This window comes from Streptomyces sp. AK02-01A, assembly GCF_033795305.1.
Taxonomy (GTDB): domain Bacteria; phylum Actinomycetota; class Actinomycetes; order Streptomycetales; family Streptomycetaceae; genus Streptomyces.
Map to the genome: position 1 here is coordinate 1 of NZ_JARBAE010000041.1, position 25,984 is coordinate 25,984.

At 69.8% G+C, this 25,984-nt stretch carries 17 protein-coding genes and 1 pseudogene; 12 read left to right on the top strand and 6 right to left on the bottom strand.

Annotated elements, in window-relative coordinates:
• Positions 1-134 precede the first annotated feature (134 nt).
• From PV679_RS28640 to PV679_RS28655, 4 genes are all read left to right on the top strand, one after another.
• Entirely contained in the window at positions 135-1,391 is a 1,257-nt protein-coding gene (locus PV679_RS28640) for a family 16 glycosylhydrolase (protein ID WP_319683372.1), read from the top strand.
• Positions 1,388-2,794 (top strand): ricin-type beta-trefoil lectin domain protein, encoded by a 1,407-nt coding sequence (locus PV679_RS28645; RefSeq protein WP_319683373.1) that lies wholly within the window; start codon positions 1,388-1,390, stop codon positions 2,792-2,794. Before PV679_RS28640 ends, PV679_RS28645 begins: the two co-directional genes overlap by 4 nt.
• A gap of 114 nt (positions 2,795-2,908) precedes the next feature.
• Entirely contained in the window at positions 2,909-5,059 is a 2,151-nt protein-coding gene (locus PV679_RS28650; protein ID WP_319683434.1) for an RICIN domain-containing protein, read from the top strand.
• Between the two features lie 119 nt (positions 5,060-5,178).
• Positions 5,179-6,081, top strand: coding sequence for an alpha/beta hydrolase (locus PV679_RS28655; protein ID WP_319683374.1), 903 nt, complete (start codon positions 5,179-5,181; stop codon positions 6,079-6,081).
• Positions 6,082-6,255: 174 nt separating this feature from the next.
• Here PV679_RS28655 and PV679_RS28660 read toward each other — a convergent pair whose 3' ends face one another.
• Together PV679_RS28660 and PV679_RS28665 are read right to left on the bottom strand one after the other, a co-directional pair.
• On the bottom strand, positions 6,256-7,167 hold the full coding sequence (locus PV679_RS28660) for an aldo/keto reductase (RefSeq protein WP_319683376.1): 912 nt from the start codon (positions 7,165-7,167) through the stop codon (positions 6,256-6,258).
• Between the two features lie 378 nt (positions 7,168-7,545).
• Positions 7,546-8,025: a hypothetical protein gene (locus PV679_RS28665; protein ID WP_319683377.1), complete on the bottom strand. Its 480-nt coding sequence runs from the start codon at positions 8,023-8,025 to the stop codon at positions 7,546-7,548.
• A gap of 170 nt (positions 8,026-8,195) precedes the next feature.
• On the opposite strand from PV679_RS28665, the gene PV679_RS28670 reads away from it, so the two are divergent.
• The 6 genes from PV679_RS28670 (at position 8,196) to PV679_RS28695 (ending at position 17,326) form a co-directional block, all read left to right on the top strand.
• A complete protein-coding gene (locus PV679_RS28670; protein ID WP_319683379.1) occupies positions 8,196-9,215 on the top strand; it encodes a LacI family DNA-binding transcriptional regulator in 1,020 nt (339 codons plus the stop codon).
• A 426-nt stretch (positions 9,216-9,641) separates the two neighbouring features.
• Positions 9,642-10,886, top strand: a complete 1,245-nt coding sequence (locus PV679_RS28675) for an extracellular solute-binding protein (protein WP_319683435.1) — start codon at positions 9,642-9,644, stop codon at positions 10,884-10,886.
• A gap of 97 nt (positions 10,887-10,983) precedes the next feature.
• Entirely contained in the window at positions 10,984-11,973 is a 990-nt protein-coding gene (locus tag PV679_RS28680) for a sugar ABC transporter permease (RefSeq protein ID WP_319683380.1), read from the top strand.
• 79 nt (positions 11,974-12,052) lie between these two features.
• Entirely contained in the window at positions 12,053-12,943 is an 891-nt protein-coding gene (locus PV679_RS28685) for a carbohydrate ABC transporter permease (protein WP_319683381.1), read from the top strand.
• A gap of 132 nt (positions 12,944-13,075) precedes the next feature.
• Positions 13,076-15,610: a CBM35 domain-containing protein gene (locus PV679_RS28690; RefSeq protein WP_319683382.1), complete on the top strand. Its 2,535-nt coding sequence runs from the start codon at positions 13,076-13,078 to the stop codon at positions 15,608-15,610.
• Positions 15,611-15,697: 87 nt separating this feature from the next.
• Positions 15,698-17,326, top strand: coding sequence for a glycoside hydrolase family 13 protein (locus PV679_RS28695; protein ID WP_319683383.1), 1,629 nt, complete (start codon positions 15,698-15,700; stop codon positions 17,324-17,326).
• Between the two features lie 88 nt (positions 17,327-17,414).
• Here the strand turns inward: PV679_RS28695 and PV679_RS28700 are convergent, their stop codons facing one another.
• Entirely contained in the window at positions 17,415-18,089 is a 675-nt protein-coding gene (locus PV679_RS28700) for a hypothetical protein (protein WP_319683385.1), read from the bottom strand.
• 133 nt (positions 18,090-18,222) lie between these two features.
• Here PV679_RS28700 and PV679_RS28705 point away from each other — a divergent pair, with 133 nt between their 5' ends.
• The gene (locus PV679_RS28705; protein ID WP_319683386.1) at positions 18,223-18,498 is read left to right on the top strand and encodes a hypothetical protein; all 276 of its coding nucleotides are present in this window, start codon (positions 18,223-18,225) and stop codon (positions 18,496-18,498) included.
• Positions 18,498-19,115 (top strand): hypothetical protein, encoded by a 618-nt coding sequence (locus PV679_RS28710; protein ID WP_319683387.1) that lies wholly within the window; start codon positions 18,498-18,500, stop codon positions 19,113-19,115. Before PV679_RS28705 ends, PV679_RS28710 begins: the two co-directional genes overlap by 1 nt.
• Positions 19,116-19,177: 62 nt before the next feature.
• Here the strand turns inward: PV679_RS28710 and PV679_RS36255 are convergent.
• From PV679_RS36255 to PV679_RS28730, 3 genes and pseudogenes are all read right to left on the bottom strand, one after another.
• A pseudogene (locus tag PV679_RS36255) lies at positions 19,178-23,578 on the bottom strand (FtsK/SpoIIIE domain-containing protein).
• 70 nt (positions 23,579-23,648) lie between these two features.
• Positions 23,649-23,942 (bottom strand): WXG100 family type VII secretion target, encoded by a 294-nt coding sequence (locus PV679_RS28725; protein WP_319683389.1) that lies wholly within the window; start codon positions 23,940-23,942, stop codon positions 23,649-23,651.
• A 68-nt stretch (positions 23,943-24,010) separates the two neighbouring features.
• The gene (locus tag PV679_RS28730; RefSeq protein WP_319683390.1) at positions 24,011-25,942 is read right to left on the bottom strand and encodes a hypothetical protein; all 1,932 of its coding nucleotides are present in this window, start codon (positions 25,940-25,942) and stop codon (positions 24,011-24,013) included.
• Positions 25,943-25,984 lie beyond the last annotated feature (42 nt).

The window sequence follows — 25,984 nt, forward strand, 5'->3', positions numbered from 1 at the left end:
CTCCCGCCCTCCCTTAAATCAAGTATTGAAATAAGCGTCCGAGGTGGCCTTCCCGAAAGACTCCGCCTCGTCGGCGTGAAATGTCATGCGCATGCCCCCCACCTGAAGTGATGTGATGACCTGTGCGAATCCCCATGGGACGCCGACTGGCGCTGTACGCGCTCGCTCTTCTGTGTTCCGCCGGAGCGGTGGCCGCGGTTCCGGCGGGAGCGGCCGCCGCGCCCGAGCCGCGTACGGCCACCGCCGCCGCGGCGGCCGCGGTGACCTTCTCCGACGACTTCAACGGTCCGGCCGGCGCGGGAGTCGACGGCGGCAAGTGGCAGTTGGAGACCGGTGACAACGTCAACAACCACGAGCGCCAGTACTACACCTCGGGCAACCAGAACGCGGCCCTCGACGGCCAGGGCAACCTGGTCATCACCGCGCGCAAGGAGAACCCCGGCAACTACCAGTGCTGGTACGGCCGGTGCGAGTACACCTCCGCACGGCTGAACACCGCGGGCAAGTTCACCTCCACCTACGGACGCGTCGAGACCCGGATGAAGGTCCCGCGCGGCCAGGGCATGTGGCCCGCCTTCTGGATGCTCGGCACCGAGGGCGGCGGCTGGCCCAACAACGGTGAGATCGACATCATGGAGAACGTCGGCTTCGAGCCCGGCACCGTCCACGGCACCCTGCACGGGCCCGGCTACTCCGGCTCGGGCGGCATCGGCGCCGGTTACACCCTGCCCGGCGGCCAGGCATTCGCCGACGCGTTCCACACCTTCGCGATCGACTGGGCGCCCGACTCCATCACCTGGTCGGTCGACGGCAACGTCTACCAGCGCCGTACGCCCGCCGATCTGGGCGGTCGAAGCTGGGTGTTCAACAAGCCGTTCTTCATGATCCTCAACCTCGCCGTGGGCGGTTACTGGCCCGGCGACCCCAACAGCGGCACTCCCTTCCCGAGCCAGCTCGTCGTCGACTACGTACGCGTCACCACCGGTGACAGTGGCAGCGGCGGCACCGGTGGCGCCATCACCGGCCTCGGCGGCAAGTGCGTCGACGTGGCCGCCGCCAGCTCGGCGAACGGCACACCGGTGCAGCTCTACGACTGCAACGGCTCCGCCGCGCAGAAGTGGACCGTCGGCGCCAACGATTCGCTGCGCGCGCTCGGCAAGTGCCTGGACGTGAAGGACAACAGCACGGCGGACGGCGCGCAGCTCCAGTTGTGGGACTGCACCGGCGGGCCCAACCAGCGCTGGGCCCTGCCGGCCGCGCAGGACATCGTGAACATCCAGGCGAACAAGTGCCTGGACGCCACCGGCAACAGCTCCGCCAATGGCACCCGGCTGCAGATCTGGACCTGCACGGGAACCGCGAACCAGAAGTGGACGGTGAACCGCGCATGACCCCCGCGCGCAGGCCCTGGAAACACCTCAGATCCCTCGCCCTGCTGGCCGCGCTGCCCCTCGCGGTCGGCGCCTCCCTCGTCACCACGCCGACCGCCGCCACCGCGGCCGTCGCCGCGGTCGGTTCGATCACGGGTCTGGGCGGCAAGTGTGTGGATGTGGCGGCGGCCAGTTCGGCGAACGGCACACCGGTGCAGCTCTACGACTGCAACGGCTCCGCCGCCCAGCAGTGGGACGTCCGTTCCGACGGCTCCATCCGGGCGCTCGGCAAGTGTCTCGACGTGAAGGACAACAGCACCGCCAACGGCGCACAGCTCCAGCTCTGGGACTGCGTGGGCTCCGCCAACCAGCGCTGGAGCGTCTCGGCGGCCCGTGACATCGTCAACGCTCAGGCCGACAAGTGCCTGGACGTCACGGGCAACACCTCCGCCAACGGCACCCGGCTGCAGATCTGGACCTGCACCGGCGCGGCCAACCAGAAGTGGACCGCGCCCACGGGCGGCGGCGGCAACCCGCCCGCGCCGAGCGGCTCCATGGCCGTCGCGCCGTATCTCTACAACGGCTGGGGCAACACACCCAATCCGACCACGGTCATGAACGCCACCGGCGTCAAGTGGTTCACGCTGGCGTTCGTGCTCAGCAACGGCTACTGCAACCCGCAGTGGGACGGCGGCCGGCCGCTCGTCGGCGGTGTGGACCAGCAGACGGTCAACACCGTCCGCGCCAACGGCGGCGACATCATCCCGTCCTTCGGCGGCTACAGCGGCAACAAGCTGGAGAGCTCCTGCTCCAGCGCCGGTGAACTGGCGGCGGCGTACCAGAAGGTCATCAACGCGTACGGCCTCAAGGCGATCGACATCGACCTGGAAGCCGCCGCGTACGACAGCCCGACGGTGCAGCAGCGGACCGTGGACGCGCTCAAGACCGTCAAGGCGAACAACCCGGGCATCAAGGTCATCATCACGATCGGCACCAGCACGAACGGTCCCGACACGGGGCTGATCAACCGCGCGGCCTCCTCCGGGCTGGCCGTCGACAGCTGGACGATCATGCCCTTCGACTTCGGCGGCGCCGGCCAGAACATGGGCACGCTCACCGTCCGCGCGGCCGAGGGCCTCAAGAACGCGGTCAAGAACGCGTACGGATACAGCGACGACACGGCGTACCGGACCATGGGCATCTCGTCCATGAACGGCATCACCGATGTCCAGGAGACGGTGACCGTCGCGGACTTCCGCACGATCCTCGCCTACGCCCAGCAGCACCATCTGGCCCGGCTGACCTTCTGGTCCGCCAACCGCGACCGGCCGTGCTCCGGCGCCTATCCGAACGACGACACCTGCTCCGGCGTGAGCCAGCAGGCGTGGGACTTCACCCGCACCTTCGCCCAGTACGCCGGCTGACCGGGCGAGGAGAGACCCGTGAACACACTCTCGTACGGCGGCGGAACACCTCGCCGCCACCACAATCCGTCGGTACGCACACTGCTGCTGCTCGTGCTGGCGCTCTGCGCCTCGCTGGTCGCCCTGCCGCAGCAGGAGGCCGCGGCGGGCACGGCGGGTACGACGGCCGCGGCGGCCCTGCCCACCGGATGGGTCACCGTCACCAACAAGGGCAGCGGAAAGTGCGTCGACGCCCGCGCCGCGGCGACCGGCAACGGCACCGCGGTGCAGCAGTACGCCTGCAACGGCAGCCTCGCCCAGAACTGGAGCCTCACCGCCACCAGCGGCGGCCATGTGCGGGCCGGTAACCGCAACGCCGAGGGCCAGGTGTGGGACGTGAAGGACGTATCGACCGCCGATGCCGCCGCGGTCCAGCTCTGGACGTACAGCGACGGCGTCAACCAGCAGTGGCTGCCGGTGGCCGAGACCGACGGCGCGTACCACTTCGTCAACCGCAACAGCGGCAAGTGCCTCGATGTGCCGAGCGCGTCGACCGCCGACAGCGTCCAGCTCCAGCAGTACACCTGCAACGGATCCGCGGCCCAGTCCTTCCGGGTGGCGGCCGCCGATCCGGCACCGCCCGCCGGTACACCGGATCTCGGTCCCAATGTCGTCGTCTTCGATCCGTCGATGTCGGCCGCCTCGATCCAGAGCCGGGTGGACGCCACCTTCCGCCAGCAGGAGACCAACCAGTTCGGCACGCAGCGAGCGGCCTTCCTGTTCCGGCCCGGCACCTACGACGCCAATGTGAATGTCGGCTTCTACACGCAGGTCGCCGGACTGGGACTGTCTCCGGACGATGTCAACATCCGTGGCGCCGTCCATGTCGAGGCCGACTGGTTCCCGCCGCAGAACGCCACGCAGAACTTCTGGCGCAGCGCCGAGAACCTCTCGGTGACTCCCACCACGGGCACCGACCGGTGGGCGGTCTCCCAGGCCGCTCCGTACCGCCGTATGCATGTCCGCGGCGATCTCGCGCTGGACGACGGCGGCTGGGCCAGTGGCGGCTTCATGGCCGACACCAAGATCGACGGCCAGGTCAGGTCCGGCTCGCAGCAGCAGTGGCTGTCCCGCAACACCGAATGGGGAAGCTGGAACGGCTCCAACTGGAACATGGTGTTCGTCGGCGCGCGGAACGCGCCCCCGAACAGCTTCCCCAACCCGCCGTACACCACGGTCGACCAGACTCCGCAGGTGCGGGAGAAGCCCTTCCTGTACGTCGACGCGGCGGGCGCGTACAAGGTGTTCGTCCCGGCGCTGCGCGCCAATTCCCAGGGAACGACCTGGTCGGGCGGTGCTCCGGCGGGCACGTCCCTCCCGCTCGACCAGTTCTTCATCGTCAAGCCCGGTGCGACGGCCGCGGACATGAACGCCGCACTCGCGCAGGGCAAGAACCTGCTCGTCACTCCCGGCGTCTACCACCTCAACCAGACCCTGAAGATCACCCGTGCCGACACCGTCGTCCTCGGGCTCGGCCTCGCCACACTCATCCCGGACAACGGCGTCACGGCGGTCTCGGTCGCCGATGTCGACGGAGTGAAGGTGGCGGGCCTGCTCATCGACGCGGGCACGGTCAACTCCCAGCGTCTGATGGAGGTGGGCGCCGACGGCTCGAACACGAGCCACGCGGCCAACCCGACCTCGCTGCACGACGTGTTCTTCCGCATCGGCGGCGCGGGCGTCGGCAAGGCGACCACCAGCCTGGTCGTCAACAGCCGCGATGTCATCGGCGATCACATGTGGCTCTGGCGGGCCGACCACGGCAGCGGCGTCGGCTGGACCTCCAACACGGCTGACACCGGACTGGTCGTGAACGGTGCGGATGTCACCATGTACGGCCTGTTCGTCGAGCACTACCAGAAACATCAGACGATCTGGAACGCCAACGGCGGCAAGACGTATTTCTACCAGAACGAGATGCCGTACGACCCGCCGAACCAGGCGGCCTGGATGAACGGCGCGACGCAGGGATACGCCGCCTACAAGGTGGCCGACTCCGTGACCAGCCATCAGGCGTTCGGGCTCGGCAGCTACTGCTTCTTCAACGTCAACAACAGCGTGACCGCCGAGCACGCGTTCGAAGTGCCCAACCATCCCAATGTCCGCTTCCGCAACATGGTGTCGGTGTCACTCGGCGGCACCGGAACCATCCGGCATGTCATCAACGACAGGGGAGGCCCGTCGAACTCGGCCACGAACGTGGCCAATCTCGTCAGCTATCCCTGACGCGGACCGTCCCGGGCACCCGCACGACACGAGGTGCCCGGGACGGGCCGTCCCGGCCGGAGGCGTTGTCCGCCAGCCGTTCCTGAGCGGTTCCGGCCGCGGGATGCTGTGATCGTTCCATGAGCGATCTTCTGCCCTCCCGGTTCACCCGTCGGACCGTGGACGCCGACGGCGTCCGGATCCACACCCGCGTCGCCGGCGAGGGGCCGCCGGTCCTGCTGCTGCACGGCTATCCGCAGACGCATCTGGTCTGGCACCAGGTGGCGCCGCTGCTGGCCGACACCTACACGGTGGTCCTCACCGATCTGCGCGGCTACGGCGACAGCGACAAACCGCCCTCGGACCCTGACCACGCCACGTACGCCAAACGGGCCATGGCACGCGACCAACTGCGGGTGATGGGCGAGCTGGGCTTCGACCGCTTCGCCGTCGCCGGCCACGACCGGGGCGGCCGGGTCGCGCACCGGCTCGCCCTGGACCACCCGGAGGCCGTCACGGCTCTCGCGGTCCTCGACATCGTGCCGACACGCCACGTCTTCCGTCACATCGACGCCGACTTCGGGCGCGGCTATTACCACTGGTTCTTCCTGGCGGCGGAGAACGGCATCCCGGAACATCTCATCGGCGCGGACCCGGAATTCTGGGTCCGCGCCAGGATGGTCGCCCGTCACTACGGCGGCGCCTCGTTCACGTCCGCGGCGCAGGACGAGTACGTCCGCTGCTTCTCCGATCCGGCCGCGATCCACGCCTCTTGCGAGGACTACCGGGCCGCCGCCGGTATCGACCTGGTGCATGACGACGAGGACGCCGCCGCGGGCCGCCGGATCACCTGTCCGGTGCTGGCGCTGTGGGGCGAGCGCGGCTTTGTCGGGCGGCACTACGACGTACCGGCCGTCTGGCGTGAGTACGCCGACGACGTGCGGGGTTACGCGATGCCGAGCGGTCACTATGTGCCGGAGGAGGCTCCGGGCCCGACCGCCGGACACCTCGCCGCGTTTCTCCGGGACTCGTCGCGGAGCTGACCGGCCGGCCGGTGCGCGTCGTTGACTGTGTCAAGGCCGGCACGACCGCGTGGATGCCGGACAGTACCGCTGCTCGATTCACCTGGTCACCACCGTCCCGCGCGGCCGCGTCCCGGTGGGGCACGTGATGGCCGGCGACGTCGGGCGTCACCACGGGTCACGGTCGGCGGCCGCCTACTCGCCGCCCTCGTGCGAGGACTGGAGGTGCGCTATTTCGTCCTCCGAGAGCCGTATCGCTCCGGCGGCGACGTTCTCCACGAGATGGTCCGGATCGCCGGTACCCGGAATGGCCAGCACGTGCGGCCCCTGCCGCAGCGTCCATGCCAGGCGAACCTGTGCGGCCGACACACCATGCGCGCGGGCGACGGCGAGCACCGCTTCGCTGTCACCGGCGCTCGCGCCTGCCTCGCGTCCGGCACCGGCGATCGCGAAGAACGGTACGAAGGCGACGCCGAGCTCGCCGCAGGCCCGCAGGAATTCCTGCTCCTCGCGCGGCGCGCCGACGCTGTAGGGGTTCTGCACGCAGACGACCGGCGCGATGGCCCGCGCCTCGGCCAGATGCCCGGGTGTGGCATTGGATATACCGAGATGTCGTATGAGTCCGGCGTCACGCAGCCCGGCCAACGCCGCGAAGTGCTCGGCGATCGAGCCGGTTGTGCGACTTGGCGGTATGCGCAGATTCACGATGTCCAGGTGATCACGACCTAGCTGGCGGAGGTTCTCCTCGACCTGGCCGCGCAACTGCTCCGGCGCCGCCCACCACCACTTCCCCGAGGAGTCGCGGCCCGGCCAGACCTTGGTGGTGATGACCAGGTCTTCCGGGTACGGCGCCAGTGCTCGGTTGATCAGCTCATTGGCGGAGCGCTTCGCCGAGAAGTAGAACGCGGCGGTGTCGATGTGGTTGACACCGAGCTCGACCGCCCGCCGGAGCACGCTGATTGACCGCTCGCGGTCGCTCGGCACACCTCGCAGGTCAAAGGGGGCATTGCCCGTCAGGCGCATCGCGCCGAACCCGATGCGGTTGACGGTCAGGTCACCGAGCTTCCAGATGCCCGCGACCGATGCGGCGTTCCTCTGTGAGGTCATGATCAGCGACACGTCCTCGTCAGACCACGCATGGAGGCGAGAGCGACAGGACGCTCGGCCTTCGCGAGGCGTAGGCATACGTCTGGCATGAATCTCCTTCTTGGGAAAGGCGGATGAAGGGCGCTGCTCGCCCGGGCCGCCGGCCGAGGCCGGCACCTCGACAGCGGGTCCACCCGCTCCGGGGCCGGCCGGCGCCGGGCATGAAAAAACCTCCCCGGTGGAGATGACTCCGTACGAGAAGGCCTGAACAGCGACCGACAATATACCAGGTCTCGCGACCCGCATGATCGCGAGAGCCCTCAGGCCCTGTCCGACTCCTGTGCCGGGACTTCGTCATCAGCGTCAACAGGCTCGCGCTCGCCTCGGAAGCCCGTCGGCTCAGGACGCCGGTTCGGCCTCCAGGAACCGCCGTCGCCGCGGCCCCCGGTACAGGAGTGCCTCCCAGCCCAGGCGCTCCAGCGCGGCGGCGCACTCGGTCAGTGCGCGTTCCTCCTCCTGTGCGGCGCCGCCGCCGGGCGGGCCGAGCCACTCCACCCGTACGGCGCCGGGCCGCTCACCGGGGCTCACCCGGTACCCGGTCGCCAGCCGGCGGCCGGAGCCGTCCACGGCCGACGCCGTCAGACCGGCCGCCTCCAGTGCGAGTGCGACGGCCCGCACCGGCCGCCGGCGTTCCCACTCCGCCGGTACGGCCGCCGGATCGCCGGGGCCGGTGTTTGTCAGCCGCCGGATCTGCAGCAATCCGTCGAACGCGACCCGGACTTCGGCCGCTCGCGTACCGGGAGCCGTGGCCGTCGCGGGGCCGTCGCCGGTGGCCGCCTCGAAGCCGCCGGGCCGTTCCGTCTCTTCTTCCGCTGTCATCGTCGGTGCCGCCGCCGTCTCTCGTTCCGCGCGTCCTGTCCGGCAAGACTCTCTCAGCAGTCCGCCTCGGCCGGGCAGCGGTCCGCGTGCACCAAGTAACCACCGATGAATGTCAGTGATTTGCGCGACCGATCTTCATTTTTTGCGTAGTGGCTTGGTAGGTTGATGGAGTGAAGAAAAGACTCTCTCAGGTGGCCGAGTTCGCCGGTGTCAGCGAGACCACGGCGCGACGGGTGCTCAACGGCGCGACGGATGTGGCGCCGGCGACCCGCGACGCGGTGCTGACCGCCATGGATGTCTGCGGCTTCGAACGGCCTCGCACCCTGCGGCGAGAGCGGGCCGCACTGGTCGGGCTTGTGGTGCCTGACCTGCAGAATCCAATCTTCCCCGCGTTCACGGAGGCGCTGGCCGGGCTGCTGAACAAGCGCGGTCTCATTCCGGTGCTCTGCACCCGTACGGCCGACGGGGTGTCGGAGGCGCACTACATCGACATGATTCTCAAACAGAACATCGGCGGGATCATCTTCGTCGGTGCCAGTTACGCCGACGCGGGGCCGGAACAGGGCCGGGCCCTGCGCGAGCGCCAGGTGCCCATCGTGCTGCTCAACGCGGCGGACGAGAATCTGGGCGTGGCCCAGGTCTCCATCGACGACGCGGCCTCGTCCCAGCAGGTGCTGGGACATCTGGCGGCGCTCGGACATGAGCGGATCGGTATGATCCTGGGCCCGGTCGGCCATGTCCCCTCGGCTCGCAAACTAGCCGGCTACCAGGCGTTTTACGGCAGCAGAGGCGGCGTCGAGGGTGACTGGCGCAAGCGTGTGGCCCATGGACTGTTCTCGATGGAAGGCGGCGCGACGGCGCTGTCGCGGCTTCTGGCCGAGGGCGTCACCGCGGTGGTCTGCGCAAGTGACGCGCTGGCTCTTGGCGCGATCCGGGCGGCGCGGCGGCAGGGGCTGCGGGTGCCGGAGGATCTCTCCGTCGTGGGATTCGACGACTCCCTGTACATGGTGGCGACGGACCCGCCGCTGACCACGGCCCGCCAGCCGGTCCAGGCGATGGCGGCCGCCGCGGTCGCCTCGCTGGCCTCCCAGATGAAGGGGCACGCGACGGTGGGTGAGTCGATGATGTTCGACACCGAGCTGATTGTGCGCAGCTCAACGGCGCCGCCGGCCCGAACGGCGGGCAACTGAGAGGACGTTGGGCGGCGTCCGCCGCGAGTGAGGGGCCCGGCCGTGCGCCGGGCCCCTTCTCGTTGTCCCGGCGCGGCTGCGGGCCGGGGTCCGTGCGCGGGCCATGGTGACGGAGTGTCACAGAGGCAAGCGTCGCTGATTAAGTTCTTGCGCATACTCATTGACTTCTTGCGGCTCGCGCTTTTACTGTCAGCGCCGTTGAGACGTAGCAGGGGCCAGGCCGCTGCAAGTCACGCAAATCCTTTGCAGACCCACACTGCCCGCACCTGGGACAGGCGTCTGCTGTCGTTGTCAGGAAGGCATGGGATCCCCATGGATGGCATAACAAGACGTCAAGCACTGAGCCTGGCCGTGGCCACCTCGCTGTCCCTCGGTCTCGCCGCCTGCGGCGGTCCGGCGGCGACCTCGGGCGCGGGCAAGGACGGTGTGGTGACCATCAGCGTCAACGGCATGCCCGCCAAGACCCAGCCGGTGGACCGCGAGGACTTCGAGGAACTCGTCAAGGAGTTCGAGGCGAGCCATCCGAAGATCAGGATCGACGCCCGCGAGGGCCAGATGGATCCGAAGACCTTCGCGGCGAAGCTGGCAGGCGGCCAGCTTGAGGACGTGTATTACGTCTACTTCACCGACCCGGCCGGTCTGATCCAGCGTCACCAGGCCGCCGACATCACGCCGTACCTGAAGGACGTGCCGTACCTCCAGGACGTCCGGCCCGCGTTGCAGGACGTCTTCAAGGGCGCCGACGGCAGGATCTACGGCCTGCCGACCGGCAACTACTCGCTGGGACTGCTCTACAACCGCGACCTGTTCAAGAAGGCCGGGCTCGATCCGGACCAGCCGCCGGCCACCTGGGACGAGGTGCGCACGGCCGCCAAGAAGATCAGCGGCCTCGGTGACGGCACCGTCGGCTACGCCGACTACAGCAAGAACAACCAGGGCGGCTGGCACCTCACCTCGTGGATCTACTCCATGGGCGGCGAGGTCGCGGCCAAGAAGGACGGCCGCTGGAAGGCGGCGTTCAACAGCGACGCCGGACGCGACGCGCTCCAGGCGCTGCACGACATGCGCTGGACCGACAACAGCATGGGCACCCGCCAGCTCCTGGAGATCGGCGACGTCCAGAAGATGATGGGCGCGGGCAAGCTTGGGATGTACATGGCGGGCCCGGACAACATTCCGACCGTGGTCAAGCAGTTCGAGCGCGAGTACGACGAGTACGGCCTGGCCGCGCTGCCCGGGACGGCGACCCTCGGCGGCGGCGACGGCTTCATGTTCAACCCGAAGGCATCGCCCGAGAAGATCAAGGCCGGTCTCCAGTGGATCCAGTGGAAGTACCTCAACCCGGACCGCGAGGAGGAGAACGTCAAGAAGTTCTCCAAGCTGGGCGTCCCGATCGGACTGCCGCAACCGAACCTCTTCGCCGGCGAGGCCCAGGCGAAGAACGACGCCATCCACGCCACGTACGCCAATGTGCCGCAGCGGAACTACCAGCCGTTCGTCGACCGGAGCCCCGACGTCGCGGTGAAGGTCGAGCCGCCCAACGCCCAGCAGCTCTACACCGTGCTGGACGGGGTCATGCAGTCCGTGCTGACGAAGAAGGACGCGGACCTGGACCAGCTTCTCGCGGACGCCGAGAAGAAGGCCGACGCCATCCTCGCCACGGTCAGGTGAGCTGACCGACCCGGCCGGGGGGCCGGCGGAGCACAGCCCCGCCCGCCGGCCCTTTCCACCGGACGCCCGCACCGGCACCGCACGAATCGAGTTCACCATGACGGCCCACCCGCTCACCTCAGCCCGCGCCGCGTCCGCCCGCGCGGACCCGGAGAGCACCACGCTCACGCGGAAGACTCCTGAGGCCAACCGCCTTGCCAAGAAGGCGACGCCCGGCCGCCGGCGGCGCCGTGTCCGCGAGAACCTGGCCGCGTATTCCTTCCTGGCCGCCGGTATCGTCTGCTTCGCGCTGTTCTCCTGGTATCCCATCGTGCGCGGCGTGCTCCTCGGCTTCCAGCAGGTCACCTTCGCCGAGCCCGCCCAGTGGGTGGGCCTGGAGAACTTCCGGCGGCTCTTCGACGACCCGCTGTTCCTCACCGCCTGGCGCAACACCGGCTGGTTCACACTGCTCGCGCTGGTCTTCGGGTTCGCCGCGCCCTTCGCCACCGCCGTCGTCCTCAATGAACTGCGGCACGGCAAGGCGTATCTGCGGATGACGGTCTATCTGCCGGTGATGCTGCCGCCGATCGTCACCATGCTGCTGTGGCGCTGGTTCTACGATCCCGGACCGGGCCTCTTCAACAGTGTGCTGGACATCTTCCACCTTCCCGCCCAGCAGTGGCTGGAGTCGGAGAACCTGGCCATGGTGTCCCTGGTCCTCGTCTCGACCTGGGCCAACATGGGCACCACCACACTGATCTATCTCGCCGCGCTCGGCGGCATCCCCGGCGAGCTGTACGAGGCAGCCGAACTCGACGGCGCGTCGATTCGCCGGCGCCTGTGGCATGTCACCGTCCCGCAGACGCGCTTCATTCTGATGATCACGCTGCTGCTCCAGATCATCGGCACGATGCAGGTGTTCGTCGAGCCGTTCGTGCTCACCGGCGGCGGCCCCGACGACGCCACCGTCACCGTACTGCTGCTGCTCTACCGCTACGCGTTCGTCTACAACGACTTCGGCCTGGCCAGCGCCATGAGCACGCTGCTCTTCGTGGTGCTGGGTCTCTTCGCGGGCGTCTATCTGCGCCTGACCCGGACCAAGGGCTGAGACCCGGACCAAGGGCTGAGACCCGGACCAAGGGCTGAGACCCGGACCCGCCACCGCAGAGCCGAGAGGAAGATCCGCCATGGCCGCCGAGACCGCCGCCGTACGCACGCTGATAGCACCCACCGAGATGGACCGCCGCACCGGCAGACTCATCCACCGCTTCGTCCTCACCGTCACACTGACGGGATTCACCCTCGCCTTCGTCTTCCCTCTCTACTGGATGGCGACCGGCGCGCTGAAGTCCTCCGCCGAACTGGCCGATCCGAACCCGGGCCTGCTGCCGCGCACCTGGCAGCCGGAGAGCTACACCGAGGCATGGACCAACGTCGGACTCGGCCAGTACTTCCTCAACACCTTCTTCCTCGCGGCCGGCGCCTGGCTGTTCCAGCTCGTGGTGGATGTCGCCGCCGCCTACGCGCTCTCCAGACTGCGTCCCGCACTCGGCAATGTGGTCCTCGGCATGATGCTCGCCACCCTCATGCTGCCGGTCTCCGCGCTGCTGGTGCCGACCTATCTCACCGTCGTCGACGTCCCGCTGATCCATCTCAACCTGATCAACACACCCTGGGCGGTGTGGCTTCCGGCCTGCGCCAACGCCTTCAACATCTTCATCCTGAAGCGGTTCTTCGACCAGATCCCCACCGAACTGCTCGACTCCGCGAGCATCGACGGAGCCGGGACACTGCGGGTCCTCGTCTCCGTCGTACTGCCCCTCTCCCGCCCGGTGCTCGCCGTGGTCTCCATCTTCGCGGTCGTCGGAGTGTGGAAGGACTTCCTCTGGCCGATGCTCGTACTGCCCGACCCGGCGAGGCAGCCCATCACCGTGGCGCTCAACCGGCTCTCCCTCGACATGCCCGCCAACCAGCTTCTCGCCGGCATGGTCATGGCGAGCATCCCGCTGCTCGTCCTCTTCCTGATCTTCCAGCGCAGCATCATCGCGGGCCTCACCGCCGGCAGCCTCAAAGGCTGACCGGCGCCGCGCCATCCGTGTCTCCCGCGCCCTCACCGCACATCCCGTACTCCGCGACGCCGGACCGTCGCGGTGCTCCCCGCACCGGCACCCGTGCCCGGCAACGGTGCTCTCACGGAAGGACACACTGACGTGTCACCCGCACCCACCACACGAACACGGCCACAACAGAACTCCCGGCGGCCCGCCGCACGGCTGATACCGGCCCTGCTCCTGGCGCTCCTGTGCGCCCTGCTGTACGGCCCGCTGGCACCGTCCGCCCACGCCGCCGACTCCACCCTCGAAGCCGAGTCGGCCGCACTCTCCGGCGGCGCCGCCACCTCCACCGAACATCCCGGCTACACCGGCACCGGCTTCGTCGGCGGCTACACCGACGGCAACAAGGGCCGCGCCTCCACGACGTTCACCGTGCGGTCCGAGGCGGACGGCGACGGATCGGTCAGGATCCGGTACGCGAACGGCACCACCGCCACCATGACGCTCAGCCTGTACGCCAACGGAGCCAAGGTCCGTCAGATCAGCCTCCCGGCCACCGCGAACTGGGACACCTGGACCACCCGTGACGAGCCGCTCAGCTACGCGAAGGGCGCCAACACCGTCGCTCTGACCTTCACCACCTCAGACAGCGGCAACATCAACCTCGACAACATCACGCCCGCCACACCCACCGGCGGCCCCACCGAGCCGCCGCCCACCCTCAGCCACCAGGCCGAGGACGGCTACTTCTCCGGCGGCCCCTCCGTCGCGACCAGTGCCGCCGGTTACGCGGGCAGCGGCTATCTCACCGGCTTCACCGCCGTCGGAGCCCGCTCCGTGCTCGCCGTCAACGCGCCGTCCGCCGCGACCTATCCGGTCGTCGTGCGCTACCGCACCCCCGACAGCGGCGCCGCCACCATCAGCCTCACCGCCAACGGCAGCAAGGTCCGCCGGCTCTCGCTGCCCGGCACCGCCGGCGCCTGGACCACCGCCTCCACCGACGCGCCGCTGCGCGCCCAGCTCAACACACTGACCCTGCGCACCGAGCCCGGTGACAACGGCGACCTGCAGCTCGACGGTGTGACGGTCACCGGCTCGTCCGCCAACAGCTCGCGCGGCGCCACCGTCCCGTACACCACCTACGAAGCGGAGAGCGGCACCACCAACGCCTCCACCATCGGTCCGGACCGCACCTATCTGACCGTGCCCTCCGAGGCGTCGGGCCGCGAGGCCGTCGTACTCGACCGGACCGGTGAGTACGTCCAGTTCACCCTGACCAAGCCGGCCAACGCGCTGACCCTGCGCTACTCGGTGCCCGACAACACTCCCGCCACCACGCTCAGCGTCTACGCCGGCGCCACGCATGTGCGTGACCTCGACCTGACCTCCACGTACTCCTGGGTGTACGGCGCCTACCCGTACAACAACGACTCCTCGCAGGGCTCGGGCCACCACTTCTTCGACGAGACGCGCGCGCTCGTCGGCAGCTTCCCGGCCGGGACCGTACTGAAGTTCCAGAAGGACGCGGGCGACAGCGCCGCCTCGTACACCCTCGACCTCGTCGAGACCGAGACCGCGCCGGACGCCCGGGCCATGCCGTCCTCCGGCTTTGTCTCCGCCACCACGCTCGGCGTCACCGCGAACGACGGCGGCGACGACACGGCGGCCCTCAACACCGCCGTCTCCACGGTGAAGTCCCAGGGCAAGGGGCTGTGGCTGCCCGCCGGCACCTACAACATCTCCGGCCATGTCAACCTCACCGGGATCGCCCTGCGCGGCGCCGGCGAGTGGTCCACGGTCCTGCGCGGCAGCAACGGCAAGGGCGGCCTCTTCGGCCGGGGCGGCACCAGCACCGTCCAGGACCTGACCATCGCGGGCGATGTCACCTACCGGGACGACGCCAACTTCGACGCGGCCGTCGAGGGCGACTTCGGCAACGGCTCGACGTTCCAGAACATCTGGATCGAGCACACCAAGGTGGGCCTCTGGATCGACTCGCCCACCAACGGCCTGTACGCGACCGGCCTGCGCATCCGCGACACCTTCGCCGACGGCGTCAACCTCCACAAGGGCACCGCCGACACCGAGCTGTGGAACTCCAGCATCCGCAACACCGGCGACGACGGACTGGCGATGTTCTCCGAGGGACAGGCGGTCTCCAACAGCGCCTTCCGCTTCAACACCGTCCAGGCACCGCTGCTCGCCAACACCGTCGGCGTGTACGGCGGCAACGCCAACCGCGTCGAGGACAATGTCCTCGCTGACACCGTCACCGGCTCCGCCGGTATCGCGATCAGCAGCCGCTTCGCGCCTGTCCCGTTCAGTGGCACCACCTCCGTCCAGCGCAACACACTCCAGCGCACCGGCGGGTTCGAGCCCAACTGGCAGAGTAGGTTCGGCGCGCTGTGGATCTACGCCGACTCCTCCGACATCACCGCCCCGGTCCTGGTCCAGGACATCGACATCGTCGACAGCACCTACAGCGGCGTCCTGCTCTCGTACCAGAAGACGATCAGCGATCTGACGCTGAAGAACATCAAGATCCAGAACACCGGTGCCTACGGCATCGAGGTCATCTCCGCCGGATCCGGCACCTTCTCCGGTGTCACGGTCACCGGCGCGGCCTCCGGCGGTCTCAGCAGCACCGGCGGTTTCACCATCACACGCGGCGCGGGCAACAGCGGCTGGTAGGCGCCTCGCCGCCCGCCACACCCACGCACGCCTCGGTGCGGGCCCGCACGGACGGGCCCGCACCACCTCATCGAGCAAGGAGCTCCTGTGACCCACTGGTGGCGGCATGCCGCGATCTACCAGATCTACGTACGCAGCTTCGCGGACGGCAACGGCGACGGCACAGGCGACCTGGCCGGCGTCCGCGACCGGCTGCCCTATCTGCGGGAACTGGGCGTCGACGCCCTGTGGTTCACCCCCTGGAACACCTCTCCGATGGCCGACGGCGGCTACGACGTCGCCGACTACCGCGACATCGACCCGCTCTTCGGCACACTCGCGGAGGCGGAACGGCTGATCGCGGAGGCACATGACCACGGACTGCGGGTCCTGGTCGACCTGGTCCCGAACCACTGCTCCGACCAGCACGTCTGGTTCCAGGAAGCACTGGCCGCCGGGCCCGGATCGAGCGCCCGCGAGCGCTTCTGGTTCCTTCCCGGCCGCGGCCAGGACGGGAACGAGCCGCCGAACGACTGGCAGTCGTACTTCGGCGGCAGCGCCTGGACCCGGGTCACCGAGGCGGACGGCACACCGGGACCCTGGTATCTGCACATGTTCGCTCCTCAGCAGCCCGACCTCAACTGGGAACACGCCGAAGTCCGGGCGGAGTTCGAGGACATCCTGCACTTCTGGCTGCGCCGGGGCGTCGACGGCTTCCGTATCGACGTCGCCCACGGCCTCGCCAAGAAGCCGGGTCTGCCCGATGTCGGCCGGCATCCCGACCACACCGATCTGCCTTACCAGGACCGCGACGACGTCCACGACATCTACCGAAGCTGGCGCAAGATCCTCGACGGCTACGACGGTGACCGCGTCTTCGTCGGCGAGGTCTGGCTGCCCACGGCCGAACAGTTCGCCCGCTATCTGCGCCCCGACGAGCTGCACTCGGCCTTCAACTTCGACTTCCTGTGCTGCCCGTGGGACGCCACCGCGCTGCGCGGCGTCATCGACTCGACGCTCGCCGCACACGGCCCGGTCGGCGCGCCGCCCACCTGGGTGCTCTCCAACCACGACACCATCCGGCATGTCACCCGCTACGGCCGCGAGGACACGTCCTTCGACATGGGGGACAAGCGTCTCGCCGACCCGAGCGACCGCGCTCTGGGCCGCCGCCGGGCGCGGGCGGCGGCGATGCTGACGATGGCACTGCCCGGCGGGGTGTACGTGTACCAGGGCGACGAACTCGGCCTGCCCGAAGTACAGGACCTTCCGGACCATCTCCTCCAGGACCCGACGTTCGTACGCTCCGGCGGAGTGGACCGGGGCCGGGACGGCTGCCGTATCCCGCTCCCGTGGCGGAGCGGCCGCTCGTTCGGCTTCTCGCCGGACGGCGCGGCGGAGGGCCCCTGGCTGCCGCAGCCCGACGACTGGGCCGGGCTGACGGCCGAGGCGCAGGAGACCGATCCCGGATCGTTCCTCACCCTCTATCGCGAGGCCCTGGCCCTGCGCCGGGAGCGACTGACCGGCCTTCCGGAGACGCTCTCCTGGGTGGAGACCGGACCGGGCACACTGTGCTTCGAGCGGCCCGGCGGATTTTGCTGTCTGGTCAACGCGGGCGAGGCGCCGCTCCCGCTGCCCGACGGCGCGACCGTCCTGCTGAGCAGCGCGCCACTGGAGCACACGGACGGCGGTGTGCTGCTGCCGGTGGACGGCTGCGCCTGGCTGAGCATGGGCTGAGCCGGGCGGGGATCGAACGCGGCCGGACGGCCGGTGCGGGGCAGGACGCCGCACACCGGCCGTCCGGCCGCGACTCCCTCCGGACGGGTTACGGCGCCGACTTCTCGCCGGTCGGCCCCACGGCGAACCAGGTGCCGCCGACGCCCTGGCCGTTGGTGTCACCGGGCTTCACATCGCCGGAGAACCGGTAGACGGGCCAGCCGCCCACGGTCACCTGCGCCTGGCCGTCCTGGCGCCGGATCGCGCCGATCCGCTTCGGGTCGACACCCGCGAGGTAGACATTGCCGCCTTCCACGATGGTCACCGGCGGCCAGGTGGTGGCGCAGTCGTCGGCGCAGTTGGACTGCGACGGCTGCGCGGTGTCCTTGTCGAAGCGGTACAGCGTCGCCTGATTCACATTGATCAGATGTGTGCCCAGTCGCGGGGACTGGACCGCCGAGAGCTGCACCCACTTCGGCGGCGCCTCCTGCACGGCGGCGCCGACCACCGTACCGCCGGTGCCCGTCAGCCCGTTCTGCGCGGCCGTGCTGTCGACGACCTGGAGGGCCGAGTTGCTGGTCGGCTGTCCGGACTGGCCGGCGGGCGGCTGCGCGGCGGGCGGCTGTGTGGCGGCGGACGCGGCGGCGGGAGGCGCGTCGGACGCGTCGGTGACGGAGATCGTCTTACCGCACGCGGTGGCACCGGCCAGGCCGCAGAGAAGAAGGACGGTGAGCGCGGCCCGGGTGACGGGCCCGCGTGCGGTGCTGTTGCTGTCAGAAGTCACACGCTCTACACGAAGTGCGCGGCGAAAGGGTTCAGCCCGTCTCCGCGCCGGGCCCGCGGTGAACTCCAGGCCCGCCGGTTCCGTGTTCCCCGTGGGGCAGGACCTATGACAACGGCACCGTACGAGGACTCTGATGGCTGACATTTTCATACCCGGCAGCGAGATGGACGAGGTGAGGCAATCCCTCGGATTCGTCCTCGACAACATCGACATCGGCAATGCCAAGATCGATTTCGGCCGGGCGCTGGACTATCCGCTGGAGGGCGCGGCGAGCCATTTCGAGAAGAAGTGGGGCGACGGCCGGACCCAGCTCAAGAAGCAGGCGTCCGGGATCGAGGAAGCCATCGACAACATCATGGACAGCTTCAACAAGACGGACAACGACGCCGTGTCCAATCTGGAGGCCTGATGAAGACGGCCGAGCGTTTCCTGCTGAACGTCCCGGACTCCTGGACCGACATCGAGCTGAGCGGCGCGGCGCTGGCCGAGGCCCGCGCGGCGGCCCTGGCGCAGACGGACAACGCCCGGGAACGGGCGACGATCAACGACATGTTCCGGCAGGGCCGCGAGATCAGCAGGGCGGCGCGCGACCACGGCGCGCTGTTCGCCTCCGGCACCGCCGCCCTCTACGACGACGGTCTGTTCATGGCCTACGCCATGGTCTTCGCGGTCAGCACACCGGAGGGCCAGGAGATGACCCTGCCGGTCCTCTCGGCACAGCTCGGAGTGTCCGCGGCGAACGGCAGGGCGCCCGCCGACCGCGTCATCTCCTCCGTGATCGTCCCGGAGGTCGGCCGAGTCGCCCGGATCACCGGCACCGAGGAGACACCGCTCACCGCCGACGTGTCGGTCAAGCTGCTCACCATGCACACGATGATGCCCGTCCCCGGTACGACACGGGACTACCTGGTGGTGACCTGCGCCAGCCCCAACCTTCCGCTCAAGGACGAGGCGTACGAGCTGTTCGACGCGATCTGCGGCACATTCCGCTTCCTGTCCGCCGACGGCGAGGTGCTCGGCCTCTGACAGCGGTGGACGGGCCGGTGTCCCGGGACACCGGCCCGCCTTCCGTGCCGCGCGTCAGCCCGTCATACGGCGGACTCCGTCGCCGGTACCTGTACGGAGAGAAGCGAGCCGTCTCCCAGATGCAGCAGGCCGCGTCCGGGCTGTGGCGCCTGGCCGATCAGACCGCGGCTCAGCCTGATACCGATGACATCGCCGTCGCTGAGGCTCTGCGGCGAGAGCAGCATTCCGCTGCGGTTCCGCTTCACCTGGCCCATCCAGCCGGCCAGACTCAGTGAGAGCGATTCCGCGTTGCCCGCGACGACCAGCCCCCAGCCGTTGCCGGCGCCGCCCCGTGCGAGCAGCGCGAGATCGGGATCGATCTCCGCGCCCATGAACAGCTCCGCGTCGTCCACGAGGATCACCGCGTTGTCCTCCGGGACATCGCTCAGCACCGCACGGAACGCCTCCGTCGACACCTCGGCATCGGTGATCACCGCGGCCACACCGGGCAGCCCCGCCAGCTCGCGCAGCGGCGAACGACGCGGCGCCAGCACGATCAGCCCGGCTCCGGAGTCCAGCAGTGAACGGGCCGCGGTGAGCAGCGCCGTACTACGGCCGGTACGCGGCGGACCGGCGACGACGAACGTCGGCACATCCGCCAGGTCGGGACCGAGCGCGGACAGGCTGTCCCCGCCGATCGCCAGCAGCGGACGCATCGGGCCGGCCGCCGTACGCAGTGCGACGGCCTCCTGGTAGGAGATCCGGTCGGGCAGCACATCGAGACGTATCGCCCGCCGCGACGGCGGCACGTCCGCCTCCCGTACGGTCAGTTCCCGGCCCAGGTCGACCAGGATCTGCGCCTGCGCCGTACCGGACAGATCGGCGCCGAGGACCGCGATCTGCGCCTCGCTCAGATCCTGGGTCCGCAGACCGCGTCCGGGCACGGGATCGGTGGGAGCCGACCGGGTCGGAATGCCGATGGAGCCGTAGTCCGCACGGTCGTTGAGCCGCAGGACGATCTTGTCCTCGGTGGTCCCGCCGAAGCGGCTGTTGCCCAGCACCCGGTCGCCGGCCAGGACGAGATGGATGCCCACGCCCGCGCCGTCCCGCAGCAGCCGGATCATCCGCTCCAGATAGCTGCCGTTGTCGAAGCTCGCGTACTCCCGCTCGAAGACCTCGAACCGGTCGACCATCAGGACGATGTGCGGGAGCCGCTCACCGGCCGGTGTCATCCCGCGCAGCTCGGCCAGGTCGGCCGTGCCGCGCGCGCCCAGTACGGCCTGACGGGACGTCAGCTCCGCCGAGAGCCGGTCCAGCAGCCGGCCCAGCCGCTCCGTCTGGTTCCGGTCGACCACCGCGCCGCAGTGCGGCAGCGACGTCAGCGCGTTGAGCGCGCCGTTGCCGCAGTCGATGCCGTACAGATGCACATCCTCGGCGCCGTGGGCCTGGGCGAGCGCCGCGGCCAGGGTGCGCAGTGCCTGCGAGCGTCCGCTGCGCGGCGAGCCGATGATGTGCAGATGACCGGCGCGGTCGAGGTCGAACGACAGCGCCGTACGGCTCTGCTGGGCGGGCAGGTCGACGATCCCGTACTCCACGGCGGGCAGCTCCGCGCCCCGGTCCGCGAACGGCTTGGGACCGTCGGGCCGGGTCCATTCGAGGACGTCCGGCAGCGCGGGCAGCCATGGACTCGGCTGCCTGGGCACCTCGGCGAGCCGAGCCGCCTGGGCGACCGCCGCCGTGAGGACGGCGAGGTCTGTGATCGCCTCCGTCGTGGGACCGGGGCCGCGGCCGCCACGGGCACCGCCGCCGAGGACGGGCCCGCCCAGCTCCTGCCAGGTCACCGCATGGGCCCGTACCGGCACCTCCGCGTCGACGGCGACGGAGCCGCCGGGCCTGCGCCCGCCGACCCGGCCCGCCTGGAACGGAAGCAGCGCCGAAGGGCCGAGCCGCGCGTAGGCGCGTCCGGGATTGGCGGGTGAGATCTCGCCGGCCTCGGTCGCGTCGATGATGTCGCGGCTCTCGCTGGTGTCCGTGGTGCGCAGCGCGATCCGCAGATTGGTGTTGGCGCGGATGTCGGAGGTGACGGCGCCGCTCGGCCGCTGGGTGGCGAGCACCAGATGGATGCCGAGCGACCGGCCCCGCTGGGCGATGTTGACCAAGCCGGAGATGAAGTCGGGCAGTTCGCGCGCCATCGACGCGAACTCGTCGATGACCAGCAGGAGTCGCGGCAGCGGTGGCAGGACGTCGCCGCCGCGTGCGCGCTTGTCGAGATAGTCCTCGATGTCCTTGGCACTCGCCTTCGCGAGCAGCGTCTCGCGGCGGCGCAGTTCGGCGCCGAGCGACACCAGGGCGCGCTCCACGAGATGCGTGTCGAGGTCGGTGACCAGACCGACGGTGTGCGGAAGGTCCGCGCACTCGGCGAAGGCGCTGCCGCCCTTGTAGTCGACGAGGACGAAGGTCATCTCGTCCGGCCGGTTCACCACCGCGAGAGTGGCGACCAGCGTCTAGAGCAGCTCCGACTTCCCGGACCCCGTCGTGCCCGCGATCAGCGCGTGCGGCCCGTCGCGCACCAGGTCGACGGAGAAGTCGCCGTCGTAGCCGGTGCCGAGGACGGCGCGGGTGCTGCGGCCGGACAGCGCCCAGCCGGCGACGACCGCCTCCGCCGTCGGTGGCTCGATGTTCAGCAGATCCAGCAGCCGTACGGCGCCGGGCAGGACGCTCTCGTCGGAATCACCGACACCGCGCAGCGGAGCCAGTGCCCGGGCGAGCCGCTCGTACCAGTCCGGCTCCGGTGAGTCGGTCCGTACGTCGTCCAGCGGAGCGCCCACTCCGGTACGGACGCGCGAGCCGCCCTGCCGGCCCGCGTCCAGGACGACGACCGCGCCGCACTCCTCGGGCAGCAGCCGCTCCTCGCGGTCCAGACAGATGGTGTAGACGCCCACCGAGGGGCCGTCGCGCAGCAGCGCGACCACACCGGGCAGTGACCGCGCGCGACGCGCCTGCTCCAGCACGACCAGGATGTCCGGGAGGCCGGTGACGCCGCCGCGAGTCTGCTCGGGACCGGCCGCGACGCGCGAGGCGACGAGCTGTCCCAGCTCACCGATCCGGCGGGCCAGCGAGTCGGCCGTACTGCCCACCAGCGCGTACGCGTCCTCGTTGTCGGGCCGGCAGTGCGGCAGCCAGCGGGTCCACGACCAGTCGCGCTCACCGTCCGGTCCCGCGAGGACGACGATCCGCAGATCGGCCGGGCTGTGCAGGGAGGCGGCCTGCGCCGCCATCCAGCCGGCCAGCCGTCCCGCGCCCCGGCCCGCGATCCCGGCGACGCCCGCCCGGCGCATCGGGACGGACACCGGCACCTGGTTCAGCCACGGTGTGGTGGAACGCCGGTGCTCGTCGAGAGCGGGATCCTCGACGGTCAGCGACGACGGGACATCGGCCGTGCCGACCCGCACATCGAGGAAGTCCGGGTCGCGCCAGCGGCGTTCCCACAGCCGCTCCGAGGGCTGCGCGGCCATCTGGAGGAGAGAGGCGGGATCGGGATGGGCCAGCCGCAGATTGTGCTGTTCCTCCAGTACGGCGGCGTCAATGTCGGCGCGCAGCCGGGTCAGTGTCTCCTCGTGCTTCTCGGCCTGCTCCTGGTACTTCAGCATGGCCTGCTTGCGGCCGCCGAACTGGGTGACCAGCGCGGCGATGGGAGAGAGCAGGGCGATGAAGACAAAGGTCCAGCGGCCCGTCACAAAGATGGCGATCACGGCACTGCCCGCCGGCAGCAGCAGGATCGGCAGCAGCGGGATGGGCCGCTTGTCCGGCTTGACCGGAGCGCTCGGCAGCCGGAAGCGGGCGTTGCTCCGGGCCGGCAGGAAGCGTGGCGGCCGGTTGAACTCCAGACCGAGACCGTCCGCCGCCGGTGTCAGCGGGGCCTTCGCGGACTTCCGCGAGGTCAGCTCCAGCAGCAGGTCACCGACGGCGAGCTGACTGCCCTCCAGCCAGGCGACCGTACCGGCCGCGGCCTTGCCGTCGAGGAGAGCGTGTTCGGCGGCGGTCACCTCGGCGGTGCCGTCGAGTCTGACGCGTACCCGGGCCGCGAAGGACGGCGCTCCGGGCGCCAGCCGGATCCGGCTGGTCTCCGCGCTGCCGATGTCGTAGTCGCCGGGCAGCAGACGGAAGACCGTCCCCGCGCCGGTGCCGGAGACCACCCTCAGCTCGGTCCGGCCCTCGGGCTCGGGCTCCCGTGGGACGGGAGTGCCGAGCCCGAGGTCCATGCCGTCCCGCACGCCCGCGACCTGGAGTGTGACCTCCGGGTCGACGGGGTCGGAGCCGATATAGAGAGTGGGGTCGGTGTCCCACGCTCCCGCGGTACCGGCGTGATCGACGGCGCGTGCCAGTTCCGCCGCGAACCGGCCCGCCTGAGCGGAGGGTTCGGTGTCGACGACGACGGTGGTGGACACCCCCTCGTCCTGCGGGTCGCGAACGCTGACGTTCAAACGCACGGCTATCGATGTCCTCATGCGTGAGTAGGTGGACGGGACGGACCGCCCCGGAGGGCGGCGGGTGTTACGAGAGGTTGGAACCGAGCTGCTCGTCGGTCTGCGAGAAGGCGTCACCGACGGCCTTCACGTACTGGCCGATGCCCTGGAGGCCCTGGTTCACCTGGTCGAAGCCCTTGGCGAACTCGTCGAAGAAGGGCTGGAACTTCTGCTGCGCGGCGGGGGTGCTGTAGCCCTGGGCGAGCAGGTTGGTGATCTTCCCGCGTACTTCGGTGAGCTTGTCCTGCAGCGAGGCGAAGTCATTGAGCAGCGAAGCGGAGGTGGAGGCCGTCTCGTCCGAATTGACTGCGAAGTTGGGCATGTTGGTGCTCCTAGCGTGTTATTTGTGCGATCCGCCCCGGTGAGGCGGAGGTTTATGGGCCCGCGCGCTCAGGACGAGGGCGGGAGTGGTGTGTCCTGGCCGGCGGCATCGGTGGCGGGCCGGGCCGGGGACTGGGGCCTCTCCGGTACGGGAGAGGACGGGGCGGTCACGAAGCCGTCGTCCGACGCGGGGCCGGCCGACGGACTCGCCGGCGACGAAGGGCCTTGCGCCGCGGGCGGGTTGCCGGACACCGGAGACGACGGGGCGGAGGTGGAACCACTGTCACCGGAGGTGGGGCTCGCCGGCGGGCTCGGTGCCGGGTTCTGCGCGGGCGAGGCGGACGGTGTCTGCGTCGTCGGAGAGCTCGGCGCGGTGTTCGCGTCGGGAGAGGCGGAAGTGGCGGGCGAGTTGGGCGCGGTGGGTGTCGTCGGCGACGGCGGCAGCGGTACGTCCTGAGGTTCGGGACGTACGGGACTGAGCGGCGCGGGAGTGGGCGGCGAGGCGGCGGGCGGCGCGGCTGAATCCGGCCGGGCCGGGACGACCGGCGTCACCGGCGGGGCCGCGCCGGGCGTCGAGGTCTTGGTGGGGATGAAGTTGTCGATACGGTCGCCCAGTCCCGTCTTGCCGACGGACCCCGCGGCCTTCGGAATGAGGTTGGCGCCTTCCTGGTTCAGCGCGTCACCGAACGACGATCCCTCCGAGACCGCCACGCCGATCTTGGCGGCGGCGGCCGCCGCCTCCGGCGTCAGTTCACCGAGCTGTTCCAGGGCCGGATCCTTCGCCGCCCGGAAGCGGTCGCCGATCCGCTGCCCGATGGAGGGAGCGGTGCTCGCGCCCGCGGGCGTGGGCGTGGGCTTCGGTGTGGGCGTGGCGACAGGCGCGGCCGAGGCAGGTGCGTTTCCGGCCCCGGCGGCATCCGCGCCGCCGGCGGTTCCGCGCTTGCGGAACGCGTCAACTCCCTTGATCGCCCCGCCGGCCAGGGCGCCGGCGGCGGCACCGGCCAGGATGTTCCCGGGCGTGAGCTGTTCCTTGTTGAGGGCCTTGACGGCGGCCTCTTCGGCCGTGCCGGTGACGAACTTCCCGACCACCTCGGTCCCGATCTTGCCGGGCTGGGTGTTCAGGATCGCTCCGCCGACCCTGGTCTTGCCGAAGGTGTCACTCACCTTGGCGATGGTCCCGCTGACATTCTTGACGAAGCCGCTGCCCGCCTTGAACAGACCCGGGGCGACCTTGGTGACCAGCGCGCCGCCCGCCTTGAGCAGCGAGCCGCCGGGGATCAGCGCGACGATGCCGATGAGGAGGTCGCCGAGTTTCAGATTGCCGGTTTGACCGGCCACGACTTGGTTGAAGATGAAGAGCGCACCTCCGAGGAGGGCGCCGACCACCGGGAAGAACACGGCGGTGATGGCGACCAGCGCGGCCAGGATGATCTGGATGAAAGGGAAGTCCTTGAAGAAGTCCGCGATCTTCTGAAAGATGTTCCGCTCGGGAATCGCCTGGCCCGCCGCGTCGTCCAGAGTGTCCCCGGCGGCCCGGGACGCCGATTCCCGCAGACTTCTGGCGTCCTCCGCCAGCCGCCTGGCCGAGCTCAGCTTCTCCTGCGCGGCCGAGATGCCGTCCTGCTGCTGCTTCGCCGCGCTCTTCTGGTCGTCGGTCGCGTCGGGCGGCAGCTCACTCACCGTACGGCCCGCCTCGTCCGCCACCGGGATCGCCTGGTCCATGGCCTGGTCGATCATGCTCTGCGCCTCGGTCAGCCGCGTGACATAGGTGTTGTAGGCGTCGGCCGCGGTGGTGAAGGAGTCCTCGGTCTTCTTCAGCTTGTCCGGGAGGTCGCTGAGCTGTTTGCGCAGCGCGTCCATCGCGTCGCCGCGGCCGGTCTCCACCGCGCCGCCCTGGCCCAGGATCCGGGCGGCGGTCCTGGCCTTGTCACCGATCTCGCGGTAGCGGGACTCCAGACGTCGGATCTCCTCGGGATCACCCGGAGTGGGGTCCTGAGACATGCCGAGTATGTCGAAGCCTGACGTGTGCCGTCGCGCCACTTG